Origin of the sequence: Streptomyces sp. NPDC101110 (assembly GCF_044759525.1) — a bacterium.
Lineage (GTDB): Bacteria > Actinomycetota > Actinomycetes > Streptomycetales > Streptomycetaceae > Streptomyces.
The window spans coordinates 97,806-117,846 of record NZ_JBIVZM010000010.1 but is presented as its reverse complement, the minus strand read 5'-3'; the positions used below and the strand labels follow the sequence as shown (position 1 = coordinate 117,846).

Here is a 20,041-nt window from a genome sequence, read left to right as displayed (position 1 = left end):
TCCGGAGCGATGAGTTCCGCGGCCCGCGTCGGTCCACCTTCCAGGACCGTACTTCCGAGGAGCAGGCATGACCGACATCACCGGGACGACCCTCGACCTCGGCCCCCAGGCGGAGGTGGTGGCGCAGCTCGTGGCCGGAGTCACCGACGAACAGCTGGCCGATCCGACGCCCTGCCCCGCGTACGAGGTGCGGCATCTGCTCGGCCACCTGGCGGGACTGGCCGTCGCCTTCCGGGACGCCGCCCGCAAGGACCTCGGCGCCACCACCGACACCGGCCCGGGCTCCGCGCTGCCGGAGCTTTCGCCCGGCTGGCGCGAGGAACTGCCCGGGGTCCTCGCCGAACTGGGTGAGGCCTGGCGCGACCCGGCCGCCCGGACCGGCATGACCCGGGCCGGGGGTGTCGACCTGCCCGGCGAGGTCGCCGGGCTCGTCGCCACCGACGAACTGGTCGTGCACGGCTGGGACCTGGCCCGAGCCACCGGGCAGCGGTACACCCCCGACCCGGCCGCACTGCGGGCCTGCCACGACTTCCTCGCCGCCTCCGTCGACGACCCGGGGCGCGACGCAGTCTTCGGCCCGGTCGTCACCGTCGACGCGGACGCGCCCCTGCTGGACCGTGCGATCGGGCTGAGCGGGCGGGACCCGGGGTGGGAGCGCTCCGCGTAGAACGCACCCTCCTGTCCCCCCTTGGCAGAAAGCGATTTCACCTTCCTCTGCCGGAAGCATTGACGAACCCCACGCGCCCTCCTACCGTCATCGCGTCGTACTTCGTACGTCATATATGAGACGCGATACGCGAGATCCGATACGCGATCCATCGAGACGCGAGATCCGAGAGGCGCGCATGACCTCTGTGCCCACGCCGATCCCCTCCCGCACGCAGTACGTGCTGGAGGGGATCAAACACCGCATCCTCACCGGGCAGCTGACGCCCGGGCAGGCGCTGGTCGAGACCGAGCTCGCCGCGCAGTTCGGGGTGTCGAAGACCCCGGTGCGCGAGGCGCTCAAGACCCTCGCCGGTACCGGCCTGGTCGTGATGAGCCAGTACAAGGGCGTCACCGTGCGCCTGGTGGACGCGGACATGGCGCGCGAGGTCTACGACGTACGGCTGCTGCTGGAGCCCGAGGCGCTGCGCCGGGCCGTGCGGCGCGGGGCCTCCCTGGACGTCGCCCGCGACGCGCTGACCCGGGCCGACGCCGCCACCGACACCGCCGAACGCTCTCTCGCCAACCGGGAGTTCCACCGCGCCCTGTACCTGCCGTGCGGCAACCCCCTGCTCGGCCGGATGCTCGACGAGGTCCGTGACCAGGCCGCCCTGGTCTCCGCCGTCGCCTGGGCCGCCTCGCCCTCCTGGGAACGGGAGGCCGGCGAGCACCGGGAGATCCTCCGGCTCGCCCTCGACGGCGACGCCGACGGCGCGGCGCGTGCCCTGCACTCCCACATCGCGTCCTTCGTGCAGCGCGCTTTCCCCGAGGCGGCACTGGAACAGGAAGGTCAGGAATGAGCAGCGTGGCGTTCGAGACCCAACGGGCGGCCCTGGCCGACGTGGTGGCGATCCCGGTGACCCCGTTCGCCGAGGACGGCTCCGTCGCACAGGACACCCACCGGGCCCTGCTGCGCCGCCTCCTCGACGGCAGTATCACCACCCTCACCCCGAACGGCAACACCGGCGAGTTCTACGCCCTGACCCCCGAGGAGCGCCGGCTCGTCACGGAGCTGACGATCGAGGAGGCCGGTGAGCGGGCCGTCGTCCTGGTCGGTGTCGGACACGACGTCCCGACCGCTGTCGCCTCCGCCCGGCACGCCCGGGAGCTCGGCGCCGGGATGGTGATGGTCCACCAGCCCGTGCACCCCTACGTCTCGCAGGCCGGCTGGGTCGACTACCACCGCGCCGTCGCCGAGGCCGTGCCCGAGCTGGGCGTCGTGCCGTACATCCGCAACGCGCAGCTCACCGGCGCCCGGCTCGCCGAACTCGCCGACGTCTGCCCGAACGTCATCGGCGTGAAGTACGCCGTGCCCGACGCGGCCAGGTTCGCCGCGTTCGCCCGGGACGCGGGCCTGGAACGGTTCGTGTGGGTCGCGGGGCTCGCCGAGCCGTACGCCCCGTCCTACTTCTCCGCCGGAGCCACCGGCTTCACCTCGGGGCTGGTGAACGTCGCCCCCGCGGTCTCCCTGAACATGATCGAGGCGCTGCGCTCCGGCGACTACCCGGCCGCGATGAAGGTCTGGGAGCAGATCCGCCGCTTCGAGGAGCTGCGGGCCGCGAACGGCTCCGCCGACAACGTCACCGTCGTCAAGGAGGCCCTCGCCTCCCTCGGACTGTGCCGCCGTGAGGTCCGCCCGCCCAGCCGCACCCTCCGGGACGAGCAGCGCGCCGAGGTCGCCGCGATCGCCGCGGGGTGGTCGATATGACCGGCCGTCTCTCCCCCGAGGAGCTCAGGAGCCACCAGTGGTACGGCGCCGAGGGACAGTTGCGCACCTGGTCGCACAACGCCCGGATGCGCCAGCTCGGTTACGAGGCGGAGGAGTACCGGGGCCGCCCGGTCGTCGCCGTCCTGAACACCTGGTCCGACATCAACCCCTGCCACGTCCATCTGCGTGAGCGGGCCGAGGCGGTCAAGCGGGGGGTGTGGCAGGCCGGCGGTTTCCCGCTGGAGTTCCCGGTCGCCACACTCTCCGAGACGTACCAGAAGCCGACCCCGATGCTCTACCGCAACCTGCTCGCGATGGAGACGGAGGAGTTGCTGCGGTCGTACCCGATCGACGCGGCGGTGCTGCTCGGCGGCTGCGACAAGTCGACGCCCGCGCTGCTCATGGGCGCGGCATCGGCCGACGTACCGTCCCTCTTCGTGCCCGCGGGGCCGATGCTGCCGGGCCACTGGCGCGGGGAGACCCTCGGGTCCGGCACCGACATGTGGAAGTACTGGGACGAGCACCGCGCGGGCAATCTAACCGACTGCGAACTGCGGGAGCTTCAGGGCGGGTTGGCGCGATCGCCCGGTCACTGCATGACCATGGGGACCGCGTCGACGATGACCGCGGCGGCCGAGGCCCTCGGCATGACGCTGCCGGGCGCCTCCTCGGTCCCGGCCGTCGACTCCGGGCACGAGCGGATGGCCGCCGCCTCCGGGCGGCGTGCCGTGGAACTCGCCTGGACCGCGCTCAAGCCGTCCCGGATCCTCACCCGCGAGGCCTTCGAGGACGCCGTCACCACGGTGCTCGGGCTCGGCGGCTCCACCAACGCGGTGATCCACCTGATCGCCATGGCGGGACGGGCCGGAGTCGAACTCACCCTGGACGACTTCGACCGCATCGCCCGCACGGTGCCGGTGCTCGCGAACGTCCGGCCCGGCGGACGGACGTACCTCATGGAGGACTTCCACTTCGCCGGCGGACTGCCCGCCTTCCTCTCCCGGATCACCGATCTGCTGCACCTGGACCGGCCCACCGTCAACGGGACCCTGGGGGAGCAGATCGAGGGCGCCGTCGTCCACGACGACGACGTCATCCGCACCCGCGACAACCCGGTCGCCGCCGAGGGCGGGGTCGCCGTACTGCGCGGCAACCTCTGCCCGGACGGCGCCGTCATCAAGCACATAGCCGCCGATCCCCGCCTGCTCAAGCACACCGGTCCCGCGGTCGTCTTCGACGACTACAAGACCATGCAGCGCACCATCGACGACCCGACGTTGAACATCACGGCCGACAGCGTCCTGGTGCTGCGGGGTGCCGGGCCCCAGGGCGGCCCGGGCATGCCCGAGTACGGCATGCTGCCCATCCCCGACCGTCTGCTGAAGCAGGGCGTGCGGGACATGGTCCGGATCTCCGACGCCCGGATGAGCGGCACGAGTTACGGCGCCTGCGCGCTCCACGTGGCACCGGAGTCGTACGTGGGCGGCCCGCTCGCCCTGGTCCGCACCGGCGACTCGATCACCCTGGACGTAACGGCCCGCACTCTGCAACTCAACGTGAATGAGGAGGAGTTGGAGGCCCGCCGTAAGGAATGGACGCCCCCGCCCACCCGCTACGAGCGAGGGTACGGCGCCCTCTACAACGACCAGGTCACCCAGGCGGACACAGGCTGCGACTTCGAGTTCCTGGCCAGGCAAGGCAAGGTCCCAGGCCCTTACGCAGGGTGACTGAGCCTACCTGAAGGGGCGCGGGGAACTGCGCGACAAACCAGAACGCACCCGCACCCGCCACGCCACCTCAAGTGGCAAGCACGCACATCGAGAAAGCGCTTCCTGCACGACCGTACCCAGATCGGAGACCCTGTCATGGCCCAAGCCGCAGCCGTGGCGAAACCGCCCGCGCCACCCCGGCGGCGCCGGGCCTCCGCCACGCCGCGCAGGCTCCCGTACCTGCTGATCGCGCCGGCCGCCCTGCTCATGCTGGGCTTCATCGCCTACCCGGTCCTCAGCGTCTTCTACTACAGCCTCCAGAACTACAACCCCACCAAGCCGTGGCGGAACGGCTTCGCGGGCTTCGACAACTTCGTCCACGCCTTCACCGAGGACCCCGTCTTCCGGGACACCCTGGTCTTCAGCGCCAAGTGGGTCTTCGTCGAGGTCGGCCTGCAACTCCTCTTCGGTCTCGCGCTGGCGCTGATCGTCAACCAGACCTTCGTGGGCCGGGGCCTCGGCCGCGCCCTGGTCTTCTCCCCGTGGGCCGTCTCCGGCGTGCTGACCTCCGCGATCTGGGTGCTGCTCTACAACTCGCAGACGGGCATCACCCGTTACCTGGCCGACCTGGGCATCGGCTCCTACGGGACGAGCTGGCTGTCGGACACCTCCACCGTGTTCCCGGCGGCGGTCGTGGCCGACCTGTGGCGCGGGGTGCCGTTCTTCGCGATCCTCATCCTCGCCGACCTCCAGTCCGTCTCGAAGGACCTCTACGAGGCCGCCGAGGTCGACGGCGCCAGCCGCATCAAGCAGTTCTGGCACATCACGCTGCCGCACCTGAAGGACGCCATCATCCTGTCCACGCTGCTGCGCGCGGTGTGGGAGTTCAACAACGTCGACCTGCTCTACACCCTGACCGGCGGCGGACCCGCGGGCGAGACGACCACGCTGCCGCTGTACATCGCCAACACATCCGTCGACGCCCACAACTTCGGCTACGCGTCGGCCCTGACCACGGTGGCGTTCGTGATCCTGCTCTTCTGCTCGATGGTCTACCTGCGGCTGAGCAAGTTCGGAGGCGGGAGCAAGTGAGCGTCAAGGAAGCCACCAAGGCCGCGCCCGCACCCGTGAGCGCCACCCCCGAACCGACCCGGCCCGTGCAGAAGAACCGCGCCTGGGACGAGGCCCCCCGCTGGCAGATCTACCTGCCCCTGGGCATCTACCTCCTCTTCACGCTCATCCCGTTCTACTGGATCCTGCTCTTCTCGCTGCGCCCGGCCGGGTCGACCTCGCTCGTCCCCTGGCCGATCACCTTCGAGCACTTCGAGAAGGTCTGGACGGAGCGCAGCTTCGGCACCTACTTCACCAACAGCGTCCTCGTCGGTGTCGCCACCCTGCTCATGACGACGCTCGTCGCGCTGGCCGGCGGCTACGCCCTCGCCCGGTTCGACTTCAAGGTCAAGCGGGCGTTCATGCTGGCCCTGCTGTGCTCCCAGTTCGTGCCGGGCGCGCTGCTGCTGGTGCCGCTGTTCGAGATCTTCGCCGAACTGCGGATGATCAACTCGCTGGGCAGCGTCATCCTCGCCGAGACGGTCTTCCAGCTGCCGCTGTCGATGATCCTGATCAGCAACTTCATCAAGAACGTGCCCTACTCCCTGGAGGAGGCGGCCTGGGTCGACGGCTGCAACCGCATGACGGCCTTCCGGATCGTGGTGCTGCCGCTGCTGCGCCCCGGTCTGATCGCCGTCGGCTCGTTCGCCTTCGTCCACTCCTGGAACCACTTCCTGTTCGCCCTGATGTTCCTCAACAACCAGGACAAGCAGACGATCCCCGTCGGCCTCAACTCCCTGATGAGCGCCGACAGCGTCGACCTGGGCGCGCTCGCCGCCGGCGGCATCATCGCGGCCGTGCCGGTCGTGATCGTGTTCGCCTTCATCCAGAAGTGGCTGATCACCGGCTTCAGCGCGGGGGCGGTGAAGGGATGAGATCGCTTCAGGTGGCCCTGGCGGGCCTGCTGGGGGCCCTGAGCATCCCCGCCCAGGCCGGGACCCGCGACCTCGGCCGCGACACCCTCCCGGCGGACGACGGCTGGGCCGCGTACGGCTCCGGCACCACCGCAGGCGCCGACGCCGACGCGGAACACGTCTGCACCGTCACCGACCCCGCCGGGCTCGTCCGCGCCCTCGACGGCGGCAGCGACACCCCGAAGATCATCAGGATCGCCGGGACGGTCGACGCCGACACCGACGACGGCGACCGGCTGGACTGCGTCGACTACGCCACCGGCGGCTACGCCCTGAAGCAGTACCTCGCCGCCTACGACCCCCGCACCTGGGGCTCCGCCAAGCCCGGCGGCCCGCAGGAGGCCCCCCAGGCGTCCGCCGCGCGCGAGGCCGAGCGGATCGTGCTGCCCGTCGGCTCGACCACCCTCATCGGCCTCGGCGACTCGGCCGTCCTCGAGGGCGCGAGCCGCCAGGTGAAGAACGCGGACAACCTGATCATCCGCAACCTCGACGTGCGCGACGATTACGACTCCGGCAGCGAGTATGACTCCGGCAGCGAGCGCGACCTGACGGCCGACGTCGGCTGGACGCCCGTGCCGCACGGGCGGATCGATAGTGCCCGGGAGGCCGACCGGGCCGTGGCCCGCGGCGCGGGTGCGGGGAGGCTCCCGTGACCGGCCGCATCATCGACGCCATGAGCACCCCCTCGATCACCCCGCTGCCCCTCGTCCTCGCCGGTGCCCGCGGCCACGGCCGCTGGCACGTCGAGAACATCCGCCGGCTCCAGAGGCAGGGCCTCGTACGGCTCGTCGGCGTCTGCGAACTGACGCCGCTGACCGAGGAGGAACTCGGCGACCTGGGCACGCCCGAGCAGTCCGCCGACTTCGGAGCCCTGCTGGACACCACCGGCGCGCGGATCGCCGTGATCTGCACCCCCATCCCGACCCACACCGACCTCGCGCTCACGGCGGCCCGACGCGGAGTGCACGTCCTCCTGGAGAAGCCGCCCGCCCCCTCCTACGCCGAGTTCCGCCGGATGGCCGACGGGGTGGCCGCCGCTGGAGTCGTCTGCCAGATCGGCTTCCAGTCGCTGGGGTCGCACGCCCTGACAGCCGTCCGCGAGCTGATCGAGAAGGGTGCGATCGGACGGCTCGTCGGCCTCGGCGGGGCCGGTGCCTGGGTGCGCGACGAGGACTACTTCAAGCGGGCCCCCTGGGCGGGCAAGCGGCGGCTGAACGGTGTCGACGTGATCGACGGGGCGCTGACCAACCCCCTCGCCCACGCCGTCGCCACCGCCCTCGCCCTGGGCGGCAGCACCCGCGCCGAGGACGTCACCGGCATCGAGGCCGAACTGCTGCGCGCCAACGCCATCGAGTCCGACGACACCTCCTGCGTCCGGATCACCACCGCGCAGGGCCACCCGGTCACCGTCGCCGCGACCCTGTGCGCCGAGGAAGCCGACGAGCCGTACGTCCTGGTGCACGGCAGCAGCGGCCGGATCACCTTCTGGTACAAGCAGGACCGCGTGCTGCTCCAGCGCGCGGGACACGGCCCGGAGGAGTCCGAGCACGGCCGCACCGACCTGCTGGAGAACCTCGTCGACCACCTCACCACCGGCGCGGACCTGCTCGTCCCGCCGGAGGAGACCGGCGCCTTCATGAAGGTCGTCGAGGCCATCCGCACCGCCCCCGACCCGGCGCCCCTGCCGGACACCGCCTGGCACCGCGTCCCCGGCGAGAACCGCCGGGTCGTCCCCGGCATCGACGGGCTCGTCGCGGCAGCCGCCGACACCCTCTCCCTCTACTCCGAGCTCGGCGCCCCCTGGACGCACCCGTCGAACGAGGTGAGCACCCCATGACCAGCAACGGCACCACGGTCCTGCGCGTCGCGGGCCGGCCGGTCGGACGCTACGTCACCCGGCCCGAGCTGCTGGCCCGGCTCTCCCCGCGCCCCTACCTGCACCCCGTCACCACCCTGGCCGGCACGGCGGTCACCGAACTGAGCCCCGCCGACCACCCACACCACCTCGGCGTCGGTGTCGCCGTTCCCGACGTCGAGGGGTTCAACTTCTGGGGCGGACGCACCTATGTCCGCGACCAGGGCCCGACCGAACTCGGCAACCACGGCGCGCAGCGGCACATCGCCTTCCAGTTGCGCGACCCGGACGGCTTCGTCGAGGAGCTGCGCTGGGTGGCCGCGGGCGGCGAACTGCTGCGTGAACGCCGTACCGTCGCGGCCACCGAACTCACCGACCGGGCCTGGGCCCTGGACCTCACGTTCTCCCTCACCAACGTCACCGGGAGCCCGCTGTCGATCGGCAGCCCCGCGACCAACGGCCGCCCGGGCGCGGCCTATGGCGGGTTCTTTTGGCGGGCCCGCAAGGAGCCCTCCGCGCCGGAGGTCTTCACGGCCGGGGCCGACGGCGAGGAGAGGGTCCACGGCCGCCCCGCCGACTGGCTCGCCCTGCGCGGCGGCACCTGGACGCTGGTCTTCGCCGGAGCCACCGAACAGACCCGGCGCGACCCGTGGTTCGTGCGCACCGGCGAGTACCCGGGCGTCGGCTCCTCCCTGGCCCACGACGAGCGCGTGCCGCTTCCGCCGGGCGACACCGCGGTGCGCCGGGTGGTCACCGTCGTCGCCGACGGCCGTCTCGACCGGGACGCCGCCGCGGCCCTCGTCCGCAAGGCGGTGAACCCGTGATCCCCGAGTCCTCCGGGACCTACCGCAACCCGGTCCTCGACGCGGACTGGTCCGACCCGGACGTCGTCCGCGTCGGCGACGACTTCTACCTGACCGCCTCCAGCTTCGGCCGTGTCCCCGGCCTGCCGCTGCTGCACTCCCGGGACCTGGTCAACTGGACCCTGGTCGGCCACGCCCTCGAACGCCTCGAACCCGCCGAGGAGTTCGCGGCCCCGCGTCACGACTGCGGTGTCTGGGCCCCCTCCCTGCGCCACCACGACGAACGCTTCTGGATCTTCTGGGGCGACCCCGACCAGGGCCTCTTCCAGATCAACGCCCCGCAGATCAGGGGCCCCTGGACCCGCCCGCACCTGCTGAAGGAGGGCAAGGGCCTCATCGACCCCTGCCCCCTGTGGGACGACGAGACCGGCGAGGCCTATCTGGTCCACGCCTGGGCCAGGTCCCGCTCCGGAGTCAAGAACCGCCTCACCGGCCACCGGATGCGGCCCGACGGCACCGGCCTCCTGGACGAGGGCAAGGTCATCGTCGACGGCGACCGCATACCCGGCTGGTTCACCCTCGAGGGCCCCAAGCTCTACCGGCACGACGGCTGGTTCTGGATCCTCGCCCCGGCCGGCGGCGTGGAGTCCGGCTGGCAGGGCGCCTTCCGATCACGCGGCTTCTTCGGGCCGTACGAGGAGCGCATCGTCCTGGAGCAGAAGGACACCGACGTCAATGGCCCCCACCAGGGCGGCTGGGTGCGCACCCCGTCCGGCGAGGACTGGTTCCTGCACTTCCAGCAGCGCGGCGCGTACGGCAGGGTCGTGCATCTCCAGCCGATGCGCTGGGGCGCGGACGGCTGGCCCGTGCTCGGGGATCACGGCGCCCCCGTCGCCGTGCACCAGCGGCCGGATCTGCCGCCGCAGCCGCCGGCGGCACCCGCCACCGACGACGACTTCCCCGGCGGGCGGTTCGGACGCCAGTGGCAGTGGACGGCCAACCCCCGTGACGGCTGGGCCACTCAGCACTCCGGGGACGGACTCCGGCTGACCTGCGTCCGTTCGACGGACACCCATGACCTTCGGAAACTCCCGAACCTCCTGACTCAGCGGCTGCCCGGCACCCCGTCCGCCGCCGAGGTGGAGCTGCGCCTGCACAGTGAGGAGCCGGGAGCGCGCGCCGGACTCGCGGTGCTGGGGGACGCGTTCGGCTGGATCGGCCTCCGGCGCGGGGCCGACGGCACGGTCCACCTCGTGCACCGGTTCGCCCAGGGGGTCGCCGAGCGGGAGCGCGACGCGGCCGACCCGTGCCTCGCTCCCGAGGGGCGCGTCAGGCTCCGCATCGAGATCGGCACCGGAGCCCGCTGCCGCTTCTCCTACGACCTCGGCGACGGCCCGGTCCCTTCGGGACCCGTGTTCGCGGCCACCCCCTGGCGGTGGGTCGGCGCCCTGCTCGGCCTCTTCGCCCTCGCGCCCGTCGGGACGGGACACGCGGGCGCCGCGACGTTCACGCACTTCCGGATCACCGACCTGTAAGCCACCGCATCCGCACGCCCATCACGCCTGTTGGGAGCCGCAATGACGCACTTCCGTAGCAAGCGCTTGCCCAGACCGGGTGCCGCCCTGGCCGCCGTGGTGAGCCTGGTCGCCGCCCTGGGGCCGGGCGCGACCGGTGAGGCGAGGGCCGCCGGACCCGCCCCGGTCGCCACGTCCGCACCGGCGGCCGCCCGCTGGGCCGACCAGGCCCATGGCTTCGCCTCGCTGGCGGGGGGCACCACGGGCGGGGCGGGCGGCAAGGTCGTCACGGTCACCGACCAGGCCGCGCTGGCGAAGTACGCGGCCGCCAAGGAGCCGTACGTCATCCGGGTGGCGGGGTCGGTCGCCGTCGCGCCCTTCGGCTCGGACGTCGTCGTCGCCTCGAACAAGACGATCATCGGCGTCGGCGACACCGCTGAGATCGTCCACGGCGAGCTGCACCTCAACCCCGGCACGCACAACGTCATCATCCGCAACCTGACGATCCGCGACTCCTACGTCGAGGGCGACTGGGACGGCAAGACCACCGACTTCGACGCCATCCAGATGGACGCCGTCCACCACGTCTGGATCGACCACAACCGCTTCACCCGCATGGGCGACGGCCTGCTCGACATCCGCAAGGACAGCCGGTACGTCACCGTCTCCTACAACCGGTTCAGCGACCACAACAAGGCGTTCGGGATCGGCTGGACGTCCGATGTCCGGACGCAGATCACCATCGACCACAACTGGTTCACCGGCACGAAGCAGCGCAATCCCTCGGCGGACAACTGCGCCTACGCGCACCTCTACAACAACTACGTCTCGGCCCAGGTGGCCGACGGCGACCCCGTGTGGACGTACGGGAACTGGTCCCGGGGCCGCACCAGGATGGTCATCGAGAACAGCTACTACGACCGGGTTCAGCACCCCTACCAGGCCGACGCCACCGCGGAGCTGGTGGAGCGGGGGTCGATCCTGAGGAGGACCACCGGGCGGACCGACGAGTGGGGCGCCGCCTTCGACCCGCGCGACTTCTACGACTACCGGCTGGACCCCGCCCGGGCCGTCCCCGCTCTGGTGAAGAAGTTCTCCGGGCCCCAGCGGCGGATCGGTGTGACCCTCGACGTCCCGCGCGCCTACCCGACCGTGCAGGCCGCCGTCGACGCCGTCCCCGACGGCAACGACGTGCCGGTGACGATCGCGGTCGCACCGGGCACCTACCGGGAGAAGGTGTTCATCCCGGCGACCAGGCCGAAGGTCCTGCTCCGGGGGACCGGCCGTGACCGCTCCGACACGGTCATCGTCCACAACACGCCTGCCGAGTACGGGGGTTCGAGCGGCAGCGCCACCGTGCGGATCGCCGCGAGCGACGTCACCGCCCGCAACCTCACCTTCAGCAACGACTTCGACGAGGCCTCGGTGGAGCTGAAGGGCGAGCAGGCCCTCGCGATGAAGACCACCGGCGACCGGATCGTCTTCGAGGACACCGCCTTCCTGGGCAACCAGGACACCCTGATGACCGACAGCCCAAAGCTGGACGTGATCAGCCGGGTGTATGTCCGTGACTCGTACATCGAAGGGGACGTCGACTTCATCTACGGGCGCGCCACGACCGTGATCGAACGGTCCGTGATCAAGGCGCTCAGCCGCGGGTCGACGACCAACAACGGGTACATCACCGCCGCTTCGACCTGGAAGGGCAACCCGTACGGGTTCCTGATCACCCGCTCCAGGATCGTGAGCGACGCGCCGGACGGCAGCTTCCACCTCGGCAGGCCCTGGCACCCGGGCGGCGAGCCGGACGCGGTGGCCCAGGTGCTGATCCGCGACACCCGGCTGCCCGCCGCGATCAAGTCCGCGCCCTGGACGGACATGAGCGGTTTCTCGTGGAAGGACGCCCGCTTCACGGAGTACCAGAACTACGGTCCCGGGGCCGCCGAGAACCCGGACCGCCCCCGGATGAGCGACGAGGACGCGAGGAGGCACACCGTCACCGCCTACCTGGCGGGTGCCGACGGCTGGGCGCCGCACGTCCGTCACTGACCCTTCACGCCCACAAGTTCCGCTGGATCCAGAAGAAGAGAGCCGACCAATGAAGATCAGCAATCGCACCGGCAGCAGAGGCGGACGCCGGACCCCGGCCGCTGTCGCCCTGGGGGCCGTACTCGCGCTGACCGCGACCGCCTGCGGCGACGACGGCAGCGGGGCGGGCGGTGACAAGGGCGCCGACGGCAGCGGCAAGGGGAAGATCGTCTTCTGGGACAACAACGGCGGTGTCCGCACCGAGATCTGGAAGGAGATCATCGCCGACTTCGAGAAGGCCAACCCGGACATCAAGGTCCAGTACGTCGGGATCGCCGCCACCGAGTACCAGTCCAAGGTCGACACCGCCCTCCAGGGCGGCGGGCTGCCGGACGTCGGCGGCGTGGGTGCGGCGATGCTCGCGGGGTTCGCGGCCCAGGGCGCGCTGGAGCCGCTCGACGAGCGGCTCGGCTCGTCCTCGCTGAACGGCAAGCTCAACAAGGACATGGTCGAGTCGCTGAAGGCCGCCGGCGGCGGGGACGACAAGCTGTACTCCATCCCGACCTCCGCGAACAACGGTGTGCTGTACTACCGCACCGACCTGTTCAAGAGGGCGGGTCTGCAGGAGCCGACGACGTGGGACCGGTTCTACGAGGCCGCGAAGAAGCTGACGAACCCGGGCAAGAACGAGTTCGGCTACACCATTCGCGGCGGTGCGGGTTCCATCGCCCAGGCGCTGGACGCCATGTACGGGCAGTCCGGCATCACGTCGTTCTGGGATGCCGGCGGAGAGAAGACCACGGTCAACGATCCGAAGAACGTGGCCGCGCTGGAGAAGTACGCGGCGCTGTACAAGAAGGTCACCCCCGCCGCCGACCTCAACAACGACTTCACGAAGATGGTCGCGCAGTGGGACTCCGGCACGATCGGGATGCTGAACCACAACCTCGGGTCGTACCAGGACCATGTGAAGGCGCTCGGCGTCGAGAAGTTCCGGGGCGTTCCGCAGCCGATCGGCGCCGGCGGCAAGCGGGTGCAGGTGTCCAACCCGGTGGACGGACTCGGCCTGTTCAAGAGCGGCAAGAACAAGGACGCGGCCTGGAAGTTCATCGAGTTCGCCATGTCCAAGGCGGAGAACTCGAAGTTCAACGAGGCGGCGGGGCAGGTGCCGTCGAACACGGACGCGGCGAAGGACGCGTGGATCACGAAGGCCGAGCCGACGAAGCTGGCCGCTGACGCGCTGTCCGACGGGTCGACGACGATCGTGCAGCTGCCGTACTACCTGCCGGACTGGAACACCATCTCCAAGGCGGACAACGAGCCGAATTTCCAGAAGGTGCTGCTCGGGAAGATGAGCGCGAAGGAGTTCCTCGACACGATGGCCGATCAGCTGAACGCGGCCCAGGAGGAGTGGAACCAGCAGCACGGCTAGTTCTGCATGTCGCCGCGGGGCGGCCCGTGGATTGCAGGCCGCGGGCCGTCCGTGGCGGTTCGCGCAGTTCCCCGCGCCCCTGAGGTGGGACAGCCGTCCCCGTTGAAAGGAACTCTGCGTGTCTCTCAGTCGTCGACAGGTCGCCGTTGGGGCGGCCGCCGTGCCGTTGGCCCTCTCCATGTCCGGCACCGCTCATGCCGGCGTCCGTCGTGTCCCCACCCTCCACATCGCCGGTGATTCCACCGCCGCGCAGAAGTACAAGGACGCCGCGCCCGAGACCGGGTGGGGAATGGCCGTCCCCTTCTTTCTGCAGTCCTCCCGGATCGCCGTCTCCAATCACGCCGTGAACGGGCGGAGCTCGAAGAGCTTCGTCGACGAGGGGCGGTTGAAGGCGGTTCTCTCCGCCGTCCGGCCCGGGGATCTCCTCCTCGTCCAGTTCGCACACAACGACGAGAAGGCGGAGGACCCCACCCGGTACACCGAGCCGTGGTCGACGTATCAGCAGTACCTGCGGATGTACCTCGACGGTGCCCGGGCCCGTGGGGCGCGGCCGGTTCTGGCGACCTCCGTGGAGCGGCGGCGGTTCGACGCCGCCGGGAAGGCCCTCCCGACGCACGGGGAGTACCCGGCGGCCATGCGGGCGCTCGCCACCGCGGAACGGGTCCCGCTGCTCGACGTCCAGTCGCTGTCCCTGGCCCTGTGGCAGCGGCTCGGGGCCGAGGAGACCAAGAAGTACTTCAACTGGACGGCGACCGAGCAGGACAACACGCACTTCAACCCGCCGGGAGCCATCGAGGTGGCCCGGCTCGTGGCGCGGGAGCTGCTGCGGACCCGGGTGCTCGGGCCGCGTGACGTGCGGCGGCTGGACGAGCGCGTTCCGGAGTCCTGGATCACCTGGCCGGAGTCCGCCGCGTAACACCCCCTGACAAGAAGGAAGAGAGCGGCACCATGAACGTTCGTAAGTGTCATGATCATGTCATTGCGAGAGTGGCCGTGCTCGTCGGCTGCACCGCGCTCGTGCTGTCCCTGAGCGGCACCGGTGCCCTGGCGCAGCCCCGGGACGCCGCCCGCCAGACCCTGGGCGCCGGCGACGGGTGGGCCTCCGAGGGCACCGGCACCACCGGCGGAGCGGCGGCGGACGCGCAGCACGTCTACACCGTCACCACCTGGGAGCAGTTCCGGGCCGCCCTGAAGGACGGCGGGACGGCGCCCAGGATCATCAAGGTCAAGGGAGTGATCGACGCCGTCTCCGAGGGCTGCGACGCCTTCGCCGCCGCGGGCTACGACTTCGACGCCTACCTCGCCGCCTACGACCCCGCCGTCTGGGGCCACGACAAGCCCGTCAGTGGGAAGCAGGAGGACCTGCGGGCCGCGTCCGCCGCCGCGCAGGACAAGACCATCAAGGCGAGCGTGCCCGCCGACACCACCATCATCGGCGTCGGCAAGGGCTCCGGGATCCGCGGCGGCAGCCTGCAGATCAGGGGCGTCGACAACGTCATCGTCCGCAACCTCGCCTTCGAGGCCCCGCTCGACTGCTTCCCGCAGTGGGACCCGACCGACGACAACAAGACCGGCGCCTGGAACTCCGAGTACGACGGGATCGTCGTCCACGGCTCCACGCACGTGTGGGTCGACCACAACACCCTCACCGACGGCCGTCACCCCGACAGCAGCCTGCCGGCCTACTTCGGCAAGACCTACCAGCAGCACGACGGACTACTCGACGTCGTGCGCGGCTCCAACCACGTCACGGTGTCCTGGAACGCGTTCAAGGACCACGACAAGACCATGCTGATCGGCAACAGCGACAGCGCCACCGCCGACGACGCGGGCAAGCTCAAGGTCACGCTGCACCACAACCGTTTCGAGGGCATCGTCGAGCGGGCGCCGCGCGTGCGGTTCGGGCAGGTCGACTCGTACAACAACCACTTCGTGGTCACCGAGGACCAGAAGTGGGGCTACGTCTACGGCATCGGCAAGGAGTCCCGGCTCGTCGCCGAGCGCAACGCCTTCACGCTGGCGAAGGGCATCAGCCCGGCGAAGATCCTGAAGAAGTGGATGGAGGCACCGGTCACCGCCGCGGACAACTACGTCAACGGCAGGAAGACCGACCTGATCGCCGTGCACAACGCGGAGATCCCCGACGAGACCCTCCAGTCCGGCGCCGGCTGGACGCCGACCCTGCGCGCGGACGTCGACCCGGCGAAGGCCGTCCCGGGCATCGTCGACTCCCGCGCGGGCGCCGGCCGCATCTGCTGACGACCCCTGGCCGGCCGGGCCGGGCGCACGCCACGAGGTGCGCCCGGCCCGGCTGCCGCTCATACCTTCACCCCCGTACCGGCCACACCGCGAAGGGACAGCCGCATGTCCTCGCACCTCCACCCCTCCCTCTCCCGCAGGGGATTCCTCGCAGCGGGCGCCGGGGCGGGTGCCGCACTCGCCCTCGCCCTCGCCCCCGTCCCCGCGCGGGCCACCGGGCCGCAGCGCCCGTTCGGCCGGTACGGTTCCCCGGCCGGCCGCCTCGGCCCCAGGACGCTGTACGTGGATCCGCTCGGCCGCGGCGACCACCGCTCGGTCGGTGCCGCCGTCGCCGCCACCGGCGGCAGCGGCTGGACGCTCGTCCTCGCCCCGGGCGTCTACCGGGAGACGGTGGCCGTCGACCGCGGCACCTCGACATCCCCACGCCGAGGAGCGGATACGGACGAAGACGTGGCCGGAACTCGGCCACGTCTTCACCGACGTGATGCAGGACAAGGTCGCCAGGTGGCTCGACGAGGTCCTGTGAGGCTCACCGCCGTACCGGCTTGATCCCCTCCAGCGTCGGCACCACCGGCTCGATGGTGCCGTCGGCCGCGAACTCCATGCGGTCGGCGGTCGTCTCGCGGTGCATGCCGTCGCCGCCCGGCAGGCCGGGGCCGTTGAGGGCGAAGCGGTGGTAGACCATGTACCAGTCGTCGGTGCCCGGGGTGTTCACCACGGAGTGGTGGCCGGTGGCGAGGATGCCGTACTCGGGCCGCTTCTCGAGGATCGTCCCGCGCTTGGTCCACGGGCCGAGCGGGGACGGTCCCGTCGCGTACGCCACGTGGTAGTTCTCGCTGCGGGTGTCGTCCTCCGACCACATGAAGTAGTACGTGCCCTTCCGCTTGATCACGAAGGAGCCCTCGCGGAAGTTGTCCGGGGTGATGTCCTTCATCTTCGACGCGTCGAAGGACACCATGTCGTCGTTCAGCGGCACCACGTATCCGTGGCCGTTGCCCCAGTACAGGTAGGCCCGGCCGTCGTCGTCCGTGAAGACCGCCGGGTCGATCATCTGGCCCTTCAGCGAACCGCCCTTGGCCACCAGGGGCTTGCCGAGCGCGTCCTTGAAGGGGCCGGCGGGGGAGTCGGCGACCGCCACGCCGATCTGCTGCTCGGCGCAGAAGTAGAAGTAGTACTTGCCGTCGCGCTCGGCGATCGCGGGTGCCCAGGCGTTCTTGTCGGCCCAGCCCACGTCAGGGCCCAGGTCGAGGATGACGCCGTGGTCCTTCCAGTGCACCAGGTCCTTCGACGAGTACGCCTTGAACCTGGTGCCGCTCCAGCCCTGGAAGCCGTCCGTCGTCGGGTAGATCCAGTACCGGCCGTTCAGGTAGTGCACGTCGGGGTCGGCGTTCAGGCCCGGCAGCAGGGGGCTGCGGGTGGGCACCGCCTCGACCGTCCAGGTGCGTTTCGTGCCGTCGGCGGCCGTCACGGTGTACTTCTGCGGCGTGCGGAAGTCGCGCCGGGTGCCGGACTTCGGGCTGAGCTTCGCGCCCTCACCGACCCACAGCTTCGGGGCGAGGTCCCGCAGACCGGCGTCCGGCTTCATCGGCAGGACGACCTTCGACGCGCTGTCCGTGACGATCGCGTAGCCCTTCTGGTGCTTCGCCGTCGCGTCCACGACCGAGGTGGACGTCGACGGATGCGCGGCCAGCAGGCGGTCGTACTCCTTCTGCGTCACCGGTAGGACCGTGCCGTGCCGGGGGCTCGCAGGGAGCTGGTAGTTCGTGGACGGGGTCCACTTGCCGGAGGCGAGGTCGGTGGTCTCGAAGGGCACGTAACCGCGGCCGCCGTATTCGTCGATGAACAGGTACCACTTCTTCTCGGTGTTCGACTTGAACACCGTCGGGCCCTCGCCGCGGTCCATCGCGCCCTTGCCGATGCAGTCGGCCACGAAGTCGTACGTCGTCGAGGTCAGCGAGGTCGACTTCTCGCCGGTGATGAACTTCGAGCAGGGGCTGGAGGAGTTCGGGTCCCGCTCGTCCTTGGTGTAGCGGTAGTACGCGTCCCCGTCCTTCACGACCGTGGAGTCGATCACCGAGTAGCCGGGGTCGTTCCACACCTCGGGCTCGCTGAAGCTCCGGAAGTCCTTCGTGGTCGCGTACATCATCTTGTTGTACGTGTCGCCCTTGTGGTCCGGGTCGTCGTCGGCGTACAGCTTCGACGCCCAGAAGACGACGTACGAGTCGAGCTCGTCGTCCCAATAGGCCTCCGGAGCCCAGGTGTTGCCCGCGTTGTCCGGGGAGACCTTCACCAGGCGCTGGTCGGTCCAGTGGACCAGGTCGGTGGACTCCCAAACCATGATCGACTTGCTGCCGTGCCGCTGCACCCGGTCCCAGCTGCCGCTGGAGTTCTGGTACATCCGCAGGTCGGTGGCGATCAGATAGAACTTGTCGCCCTCGGGGGAGCGGATGACGAACGGGTCGCGCAGACCCTTCTCGCCGATCGTCGACGTCAGCACCGGCTTGCCGGCGTTGAGTTCACGCCAGTGCAGCGGGTCGTTGCCGCGGCTGAGGGCGTAACGGATCTGCTCGCCGTCGGCGGTGCCCTCACCGGTGAAGTAGGCGAAGAGATAGCCGGCGTACGCGCTGTGCTTCACGGGTGGGGCTCCGGGGTCTGCGGTGCTGGGCGGTGCCGTGAGGAAGGCCAGCAGGAGGCCGGCCAGGGCCAGGAACGGGAGCAGGAGCGTGCGGGCGATGCGGGGGCGCATGACACTTCCTGTCGGAGTGTGGGGGATTCTGTTCGATAGTGGCCCTCGGAGTTTCACCGGAGGGACGCGGGGCGTCAACGGGTGTGCGTGAAGCCGGCGTCTCCGAAACTTTCGGAACACCCGGCGGCTCCGGCGCGCGAGGCGGCAACTCTTCCCGGAGCGGCGGCGGCCGGCTTCAGGGCCGTCGCGGATACGGCGACGCCCCCGCCGGTGCGTTGCGGCGGGGGCGCCCTGCCGGCCGGCCGAGGGGGGCTCGGCCGGTACCGTCCGGCCGTCCGGAGGGGGGCTCCGGAAGGCCGAGGTGCCGGGGTGTCCGACTGGGGGGTCGGGCACCCGGCGGTTCCGGTCGGCCCAAGGGGGGACGAGGGCCGACCGGAGTCACTGGGGCCGAGGCCCTACTGGTAGTTGATGTCGGAGGTTTTGAACCTGCAGCTCTTGCCGTCCGGCCCGGGCGGTGTCAGTTCCTTGGGCTCCTTGCCGGTGTTGTTGCCCTCGAAGCGCACACACGTCTTGATCTTCTTCTTGCTGTCGCCGTGGATGCGGATCCTCGACAGCGTCGCCGTGTCGCCGTAGTTGGCGTTCACCCCGACGATGGAGTTCATCGGCGCGGTCACATCGATGTCGCTGAGCACGATCGTGCGCTGGTACTGCGTCTTGCAGTTGCCGCAGGAGCGGATCAGTTTGCCCGCGTTCAGTACCTGGAAGCCCGACACGTTCAGCGTGCCGGCGCCGTTGAACTGCAGCACCTTGTCGTCGGCGTTCTTCGCCCCGCCGCCGATCACCTTGTACACCGCGGACGAGGACTTGCCCTTGAAGCTGGCGGCGTCCTCGCCGACGTCCGTCCACCACACGTTCTGCAGCGTGCAACTGCCCTTGCAGTGCACCCCGTCCGCCGCGGGGGTGCCGATGATGACGTTCTTCAGGACCGCGCCGTCGGCCAGCTCGAAGAGCGGGTCCTGGCCCTCGTCCTGGCTGCCGCCGCCGAGCGCGCCGGTGCCGTAGAACATCTTCATCCCGCCGTCGCGCACGCCGGAGACCGGGATGGTCTTGGAGACGGGGGTCTTCCCCTTGTCCGTGGGCCAGGAGGACGCCGCGCCCGCCGTCGACAGCATCGACGTGGTGACGACCGCCGCACCCGTGATGCCGAGAGCGGACACCGCGGCGATCACTGCCCGCCGCTTGGCGGCACTGCGGCGATGGCGGACGCGCTGTTCTGCTGGTGCAGTCATGTACCGATTCCTCAGATGGGGGTGGCTCT

At 70.5% G+C, this 20,041-nt stretch carries 16 protein-coding genes and 1 pseudogene; 15 read left to right on the top strand and 2 right to left on the bottom strand.

Annotated elements, in window-relative coordinates:
• Positions 1-67: 67 nt before the first annotated feature.
• From ACIQU3_RS23585 to ACIQU3_RS23515, 15 genes and pseudogenes are all read left to right on the top strand, one after another.
• Positions 68-667, top strand: coding sequence for a TIGR03086 family metal-binding protein (locus ACIQU3_RS23585; RefSeq protein WP_403730179.1), 600 nt, complete (start codon positions 68-70; stop codon positions 665-667).
• Positions 668-845: 178 nt separating this feature from the next.
• Positions 846-1,505: a GntR family transcriptional regulator gene (locus ACIQU3_RS23580; RefSeq protein WP_403927585.1), complete on the top strand. Its 660-nt coding sequence runs from the start codon at positions 846-848 to the stop codon at positions 1,503-1,505.
• Positions 1,502-2,413: a dihydrodipicolinate synthase family protein gene (locus tag ACIQU3_RS23575; protein ID WP_403927583.1), complete on the top strand. Its 912-nt coding sequence runs from the start codon at positions 1,502-1,504 to the stop codon at positions 2,411-2,413. The genes ACIQU3_RS23580 and ACIQU3_RS23575 overlap by 4 nt, the downstream gene beginning before the upstream one ends.
• Positions 2,410-4,140 (top strand): L-arabinonate dehydratase, encoded by a 1,731-nt coding sequence (gene araD, locus ACIQU3_RS23570; RefSeq protein WP_403927580.1) that lies wholly within the window; start codon positions 2,410-2,412, stop codon positions 4,138-4,140. The genes ACIQU3_RS23575 and araD overlap by 4 nt, the downstream gene beginning before the upstream one ends.
• 138 nt (positions 4,141-4,278) lie before the next feature.
• The gene (locus ACIQU3_RS23565; protein ID WP_403730194.1) at positions 4,279-5,214 is read left to right on the top strand and encodes a carbohydrate ABC transporter permease; all 936 of its coding nucleotides are present in this window, start codon (positions 4,279-4,281) and stop codon (positions 5,212-5,214) included.
• Positions 5,211-6,107, top strand: a complete 897-nt coding sequence (locus ACIQU3_RS23560; RefSeq protein WP_403730197.1) for a carbohydrate ABC transporter permease — start codon at positions 5,211-5,213, stop codon at positions 6,105-6,107. Before ACIQU3_RS23565 ends, ACIQU3_RS23560 begins: the two co-directional genes overlap by 4 nt.
• A complete protein-coding gene (locus ACIQU3_RS23555) occupies positions 6,104-6,799 on the top strand; it encodes a hypothetical protein (RefSeq protein ID WP_403730200.1) in 696 nt (231 codons plus the stop codon). The genes ACIQU3_RS23560 and ACIQU3_RS23555 overlap by 4 nt, the downstream gene beginning before the upstream one ends.
• Positions 6,800-6,819: 20 nt before the next feature.
• Positions 6,820-7,983 carry a Gfo/Idh/MocA family protein gene (locus ACIQU3_RS23550; RefSeq protein WP_403730504.1) on the top strand — a complete coding sequence of 388 codons (1,164 nt, stop codon included), beginning with the start codon at positions 6,820-6,822 and terminating at the stop codon, positions 7,981-7,983.
• Positions 7,980-8,825: a PmoA family protein gene (locus ACIQU3_RS23545; RefSeq protein ID WP_403730203.1), complete on the top strand. Its 846-nt coding sequence runs from the start codon at positions 7,980-7,982 to the stop codon at positions 8,823-8,825. Before ACIQU3_RS23550 ends, ACIQU3_RS23545 begins: the two co-directional genes overlap by 4 nt.
• Positions 8,822-10,339 carry a glycoside hydrolase 43 family protein gene (locus tag ACIQU3_RS23540; protein WP_403730206.1) on the top strand — a complete coding sequence of 506 codons (1,518 nt, stop codon included), beginning with the start codon at positions 8,822-8,824 and terminating at the stop codon, positions 10,337-10,339. Before ACIQU3_RS23545 ends, ACIQU3_RS23540 begins: the two co-directional genes overlap by 4 nt.
• Positions 10,340-10,381: 42 nt before the next feature.
• The gene (locus tag ACIQU3_RS23535) at positions 10,382-12,367 is read left to right on the top strand and encodes a pectinesterase family protein (protein WP_403927577.1); all 1,986 of its coding nucleotides are present in this window, start codon (positions 10,382-10,384) and stop codon (positions 12,365-12,367) included.
• Positions 12,368-12,416: 49 nt separating this feature from the next.
• The gene (locus ACIQU3_RS23530; RefSeq protein WP_403730213.1) at positions 12,417-13,778 is read left to right on the top strand and encodes an ABC transporter substrate-binding protein; all 1,362 of its coding nucleotides are present in this window, start codon (positions 12,417-12,419) and stop codon (positions 13,776-13,778) included.
• Between the two features lie 118 nt (positions 13,779-13,896).
• Entirely contained in the window at positions 13,897-14,694 is a 798-nt protein-coding gene (locus ACIQU3_RS23525) for a rhamnogalacturonan acetylesterase (RefSeq protein WP_403730216.1), read from the top strand.
• Between the two features lie 32 nt (positions 14,695-14,726).
• Positions 14,727-16,037: a polysaccharide lyase family 1 protein gene (locus tag ACIQU3_RS23520; protein ID WP_403730219.1), complete on the top strand. Its 1,311-nt coding sequence runs from the start codon at positions 14,727-14,729 to the stop codon at positions 16,035-16,037.
• A 105-nt stretch (positions 16,038-16,142) separates the two neighbouring features.
• Positions 16,143-16,499 (top strand): annotated as a pseudogene (locus ACIQU3_RS23515) (twin-arginine translocation signal domain-containing protein); the annotation flags it as partial.
• 67 nt (positions 16,500-16,566) lie between these two features.
• On the opposite strand, the gene ACIQU3_RS23510 reads toward ACIQU3_RS23515, so the two are convergent.
• Positions 16,567-18,783 carry a family 43 glycosylhydrolase gene (locus tag ACIQU3_RS23510; protein ID WP_403730222.1) on the bottom strand — a complete coding sequence of 739 codons (2,217 nt, stop codon included), beginning with the start codon at positions 18,781-18,783 and terminating at the stop codon, positions 16,567-16,569.
• Between the two features lie 395 nt (positions 18,784-19,178).
• Positions 19,179-20,012, bottom strand: a complete 834-nt coding sequence (locus tag ACIQU3_RS23505; RefSeq protein WP_403730225.1) for a pectate lyase — start codon at positions 20,010-20,012, stop codon at positions 19,179-19,181.
• Between the last annotated feature and the right edge of the window lie 29 nt (positions 20,013-20,041).

Excerpts from the sequence above, each read along its gene's own strand:
- ACIQU3_RS23585 (WP_403730179.1), top strand. The coding sequence starts at position 68 with ATGACCGACATCACCGGGACGACCCTCGACCTCGGCCCCCAGGCGGAG.
- ACIQU3_RS23580 (WP_403927585.1), top strand. The coding sequence starts at position 846 with ATGACCTCTGTGCCCACGCCGATCCCCTCCCGCACGCAGTACGTGCTG.
- ACIQU3_RS23575 (WP_403927583.1), top strand. The coding sequence starts at position 1,502 with ATGAGCAGCGTGGCGTTCGAGACCCAACGGGCGGCCCTGGCCGACGTG.
- araD (WP_403927580.1), top strand. The coding sequence starts at position 2,410 with ATGACCGGCCGTCTCTCCCCCGAGGAGCTCAGGAGCCACCAGTGGTAC.
- ACIQU3_RS23565 (WP_403730194.1), top strand. The coding sequence starts at position 4,279 with ATGGCCCAAGCCGCAGCCGTGGCGAAACCGCCCGCGCCACCCCGGCGG.
- ACIQU3_RS23555 (WP_403730200.1), top strand. The coding sequence starts at position 6,104 with ATGAGATCGCTTCAGGTGGCCCTGGCGGGCCTGCTGGGGGCCCTGAGC.
- ACIQU3_RS23550 (WP_403730504.1), top strand. The coding sequence starts at position 6,820 with ATGAGCACCCCCTCGATCACCCCGCTGCCCCTCGTCCTCGCCGGTGCC.
- ACIQU3_RS23545 (WP_403730203.1), top strand. The coding sequence starts at position 7,980 with ATGACCAGCAACGGCACCACGGTCCTGCGCGTCGCGGGCCGGCCGGTC.
- ACIQU3_RS23535 (WP_403927577.1), top strand. The coding sequence starts at position 10,382 with ATGACGCACTTCCGTAGCAAGCGCTTGCCCAGACCGGGTGCCGCCCTG.
- ACIQU3_RS23530 (WP_403730213.1), top strand. The coding sequence starts at position 12,417 with ATGAAGATCAGCAATCGCACCGGCAGCAGAGGCGGACGCCGGACCCCG.
- ACIQU3_RS23520 (WP_403730219.1), top strand. The coding sequence starts at position 14,727 with ATGAACGTTCGTAAGTGTCATGATCATGTCATTGCGAGAGTGGCCGTG.
- ACIQU3_RS23510 (WP_403730222.1), bottom strand. The coding sequence starts at position 18,783 with ATGCGCCCCCGCATCGCCCGCACGCTCCTGCTCCCGTTCCTGGCCCTG.
- ACIQU3_RS23505 (WP_403730225.1), bottom strand. The coding sequence starts at position 20,012 with ATGACTGCACCAGCAGAACAGCGCGTCCGCCATCGCCGCAGTGCCGCC.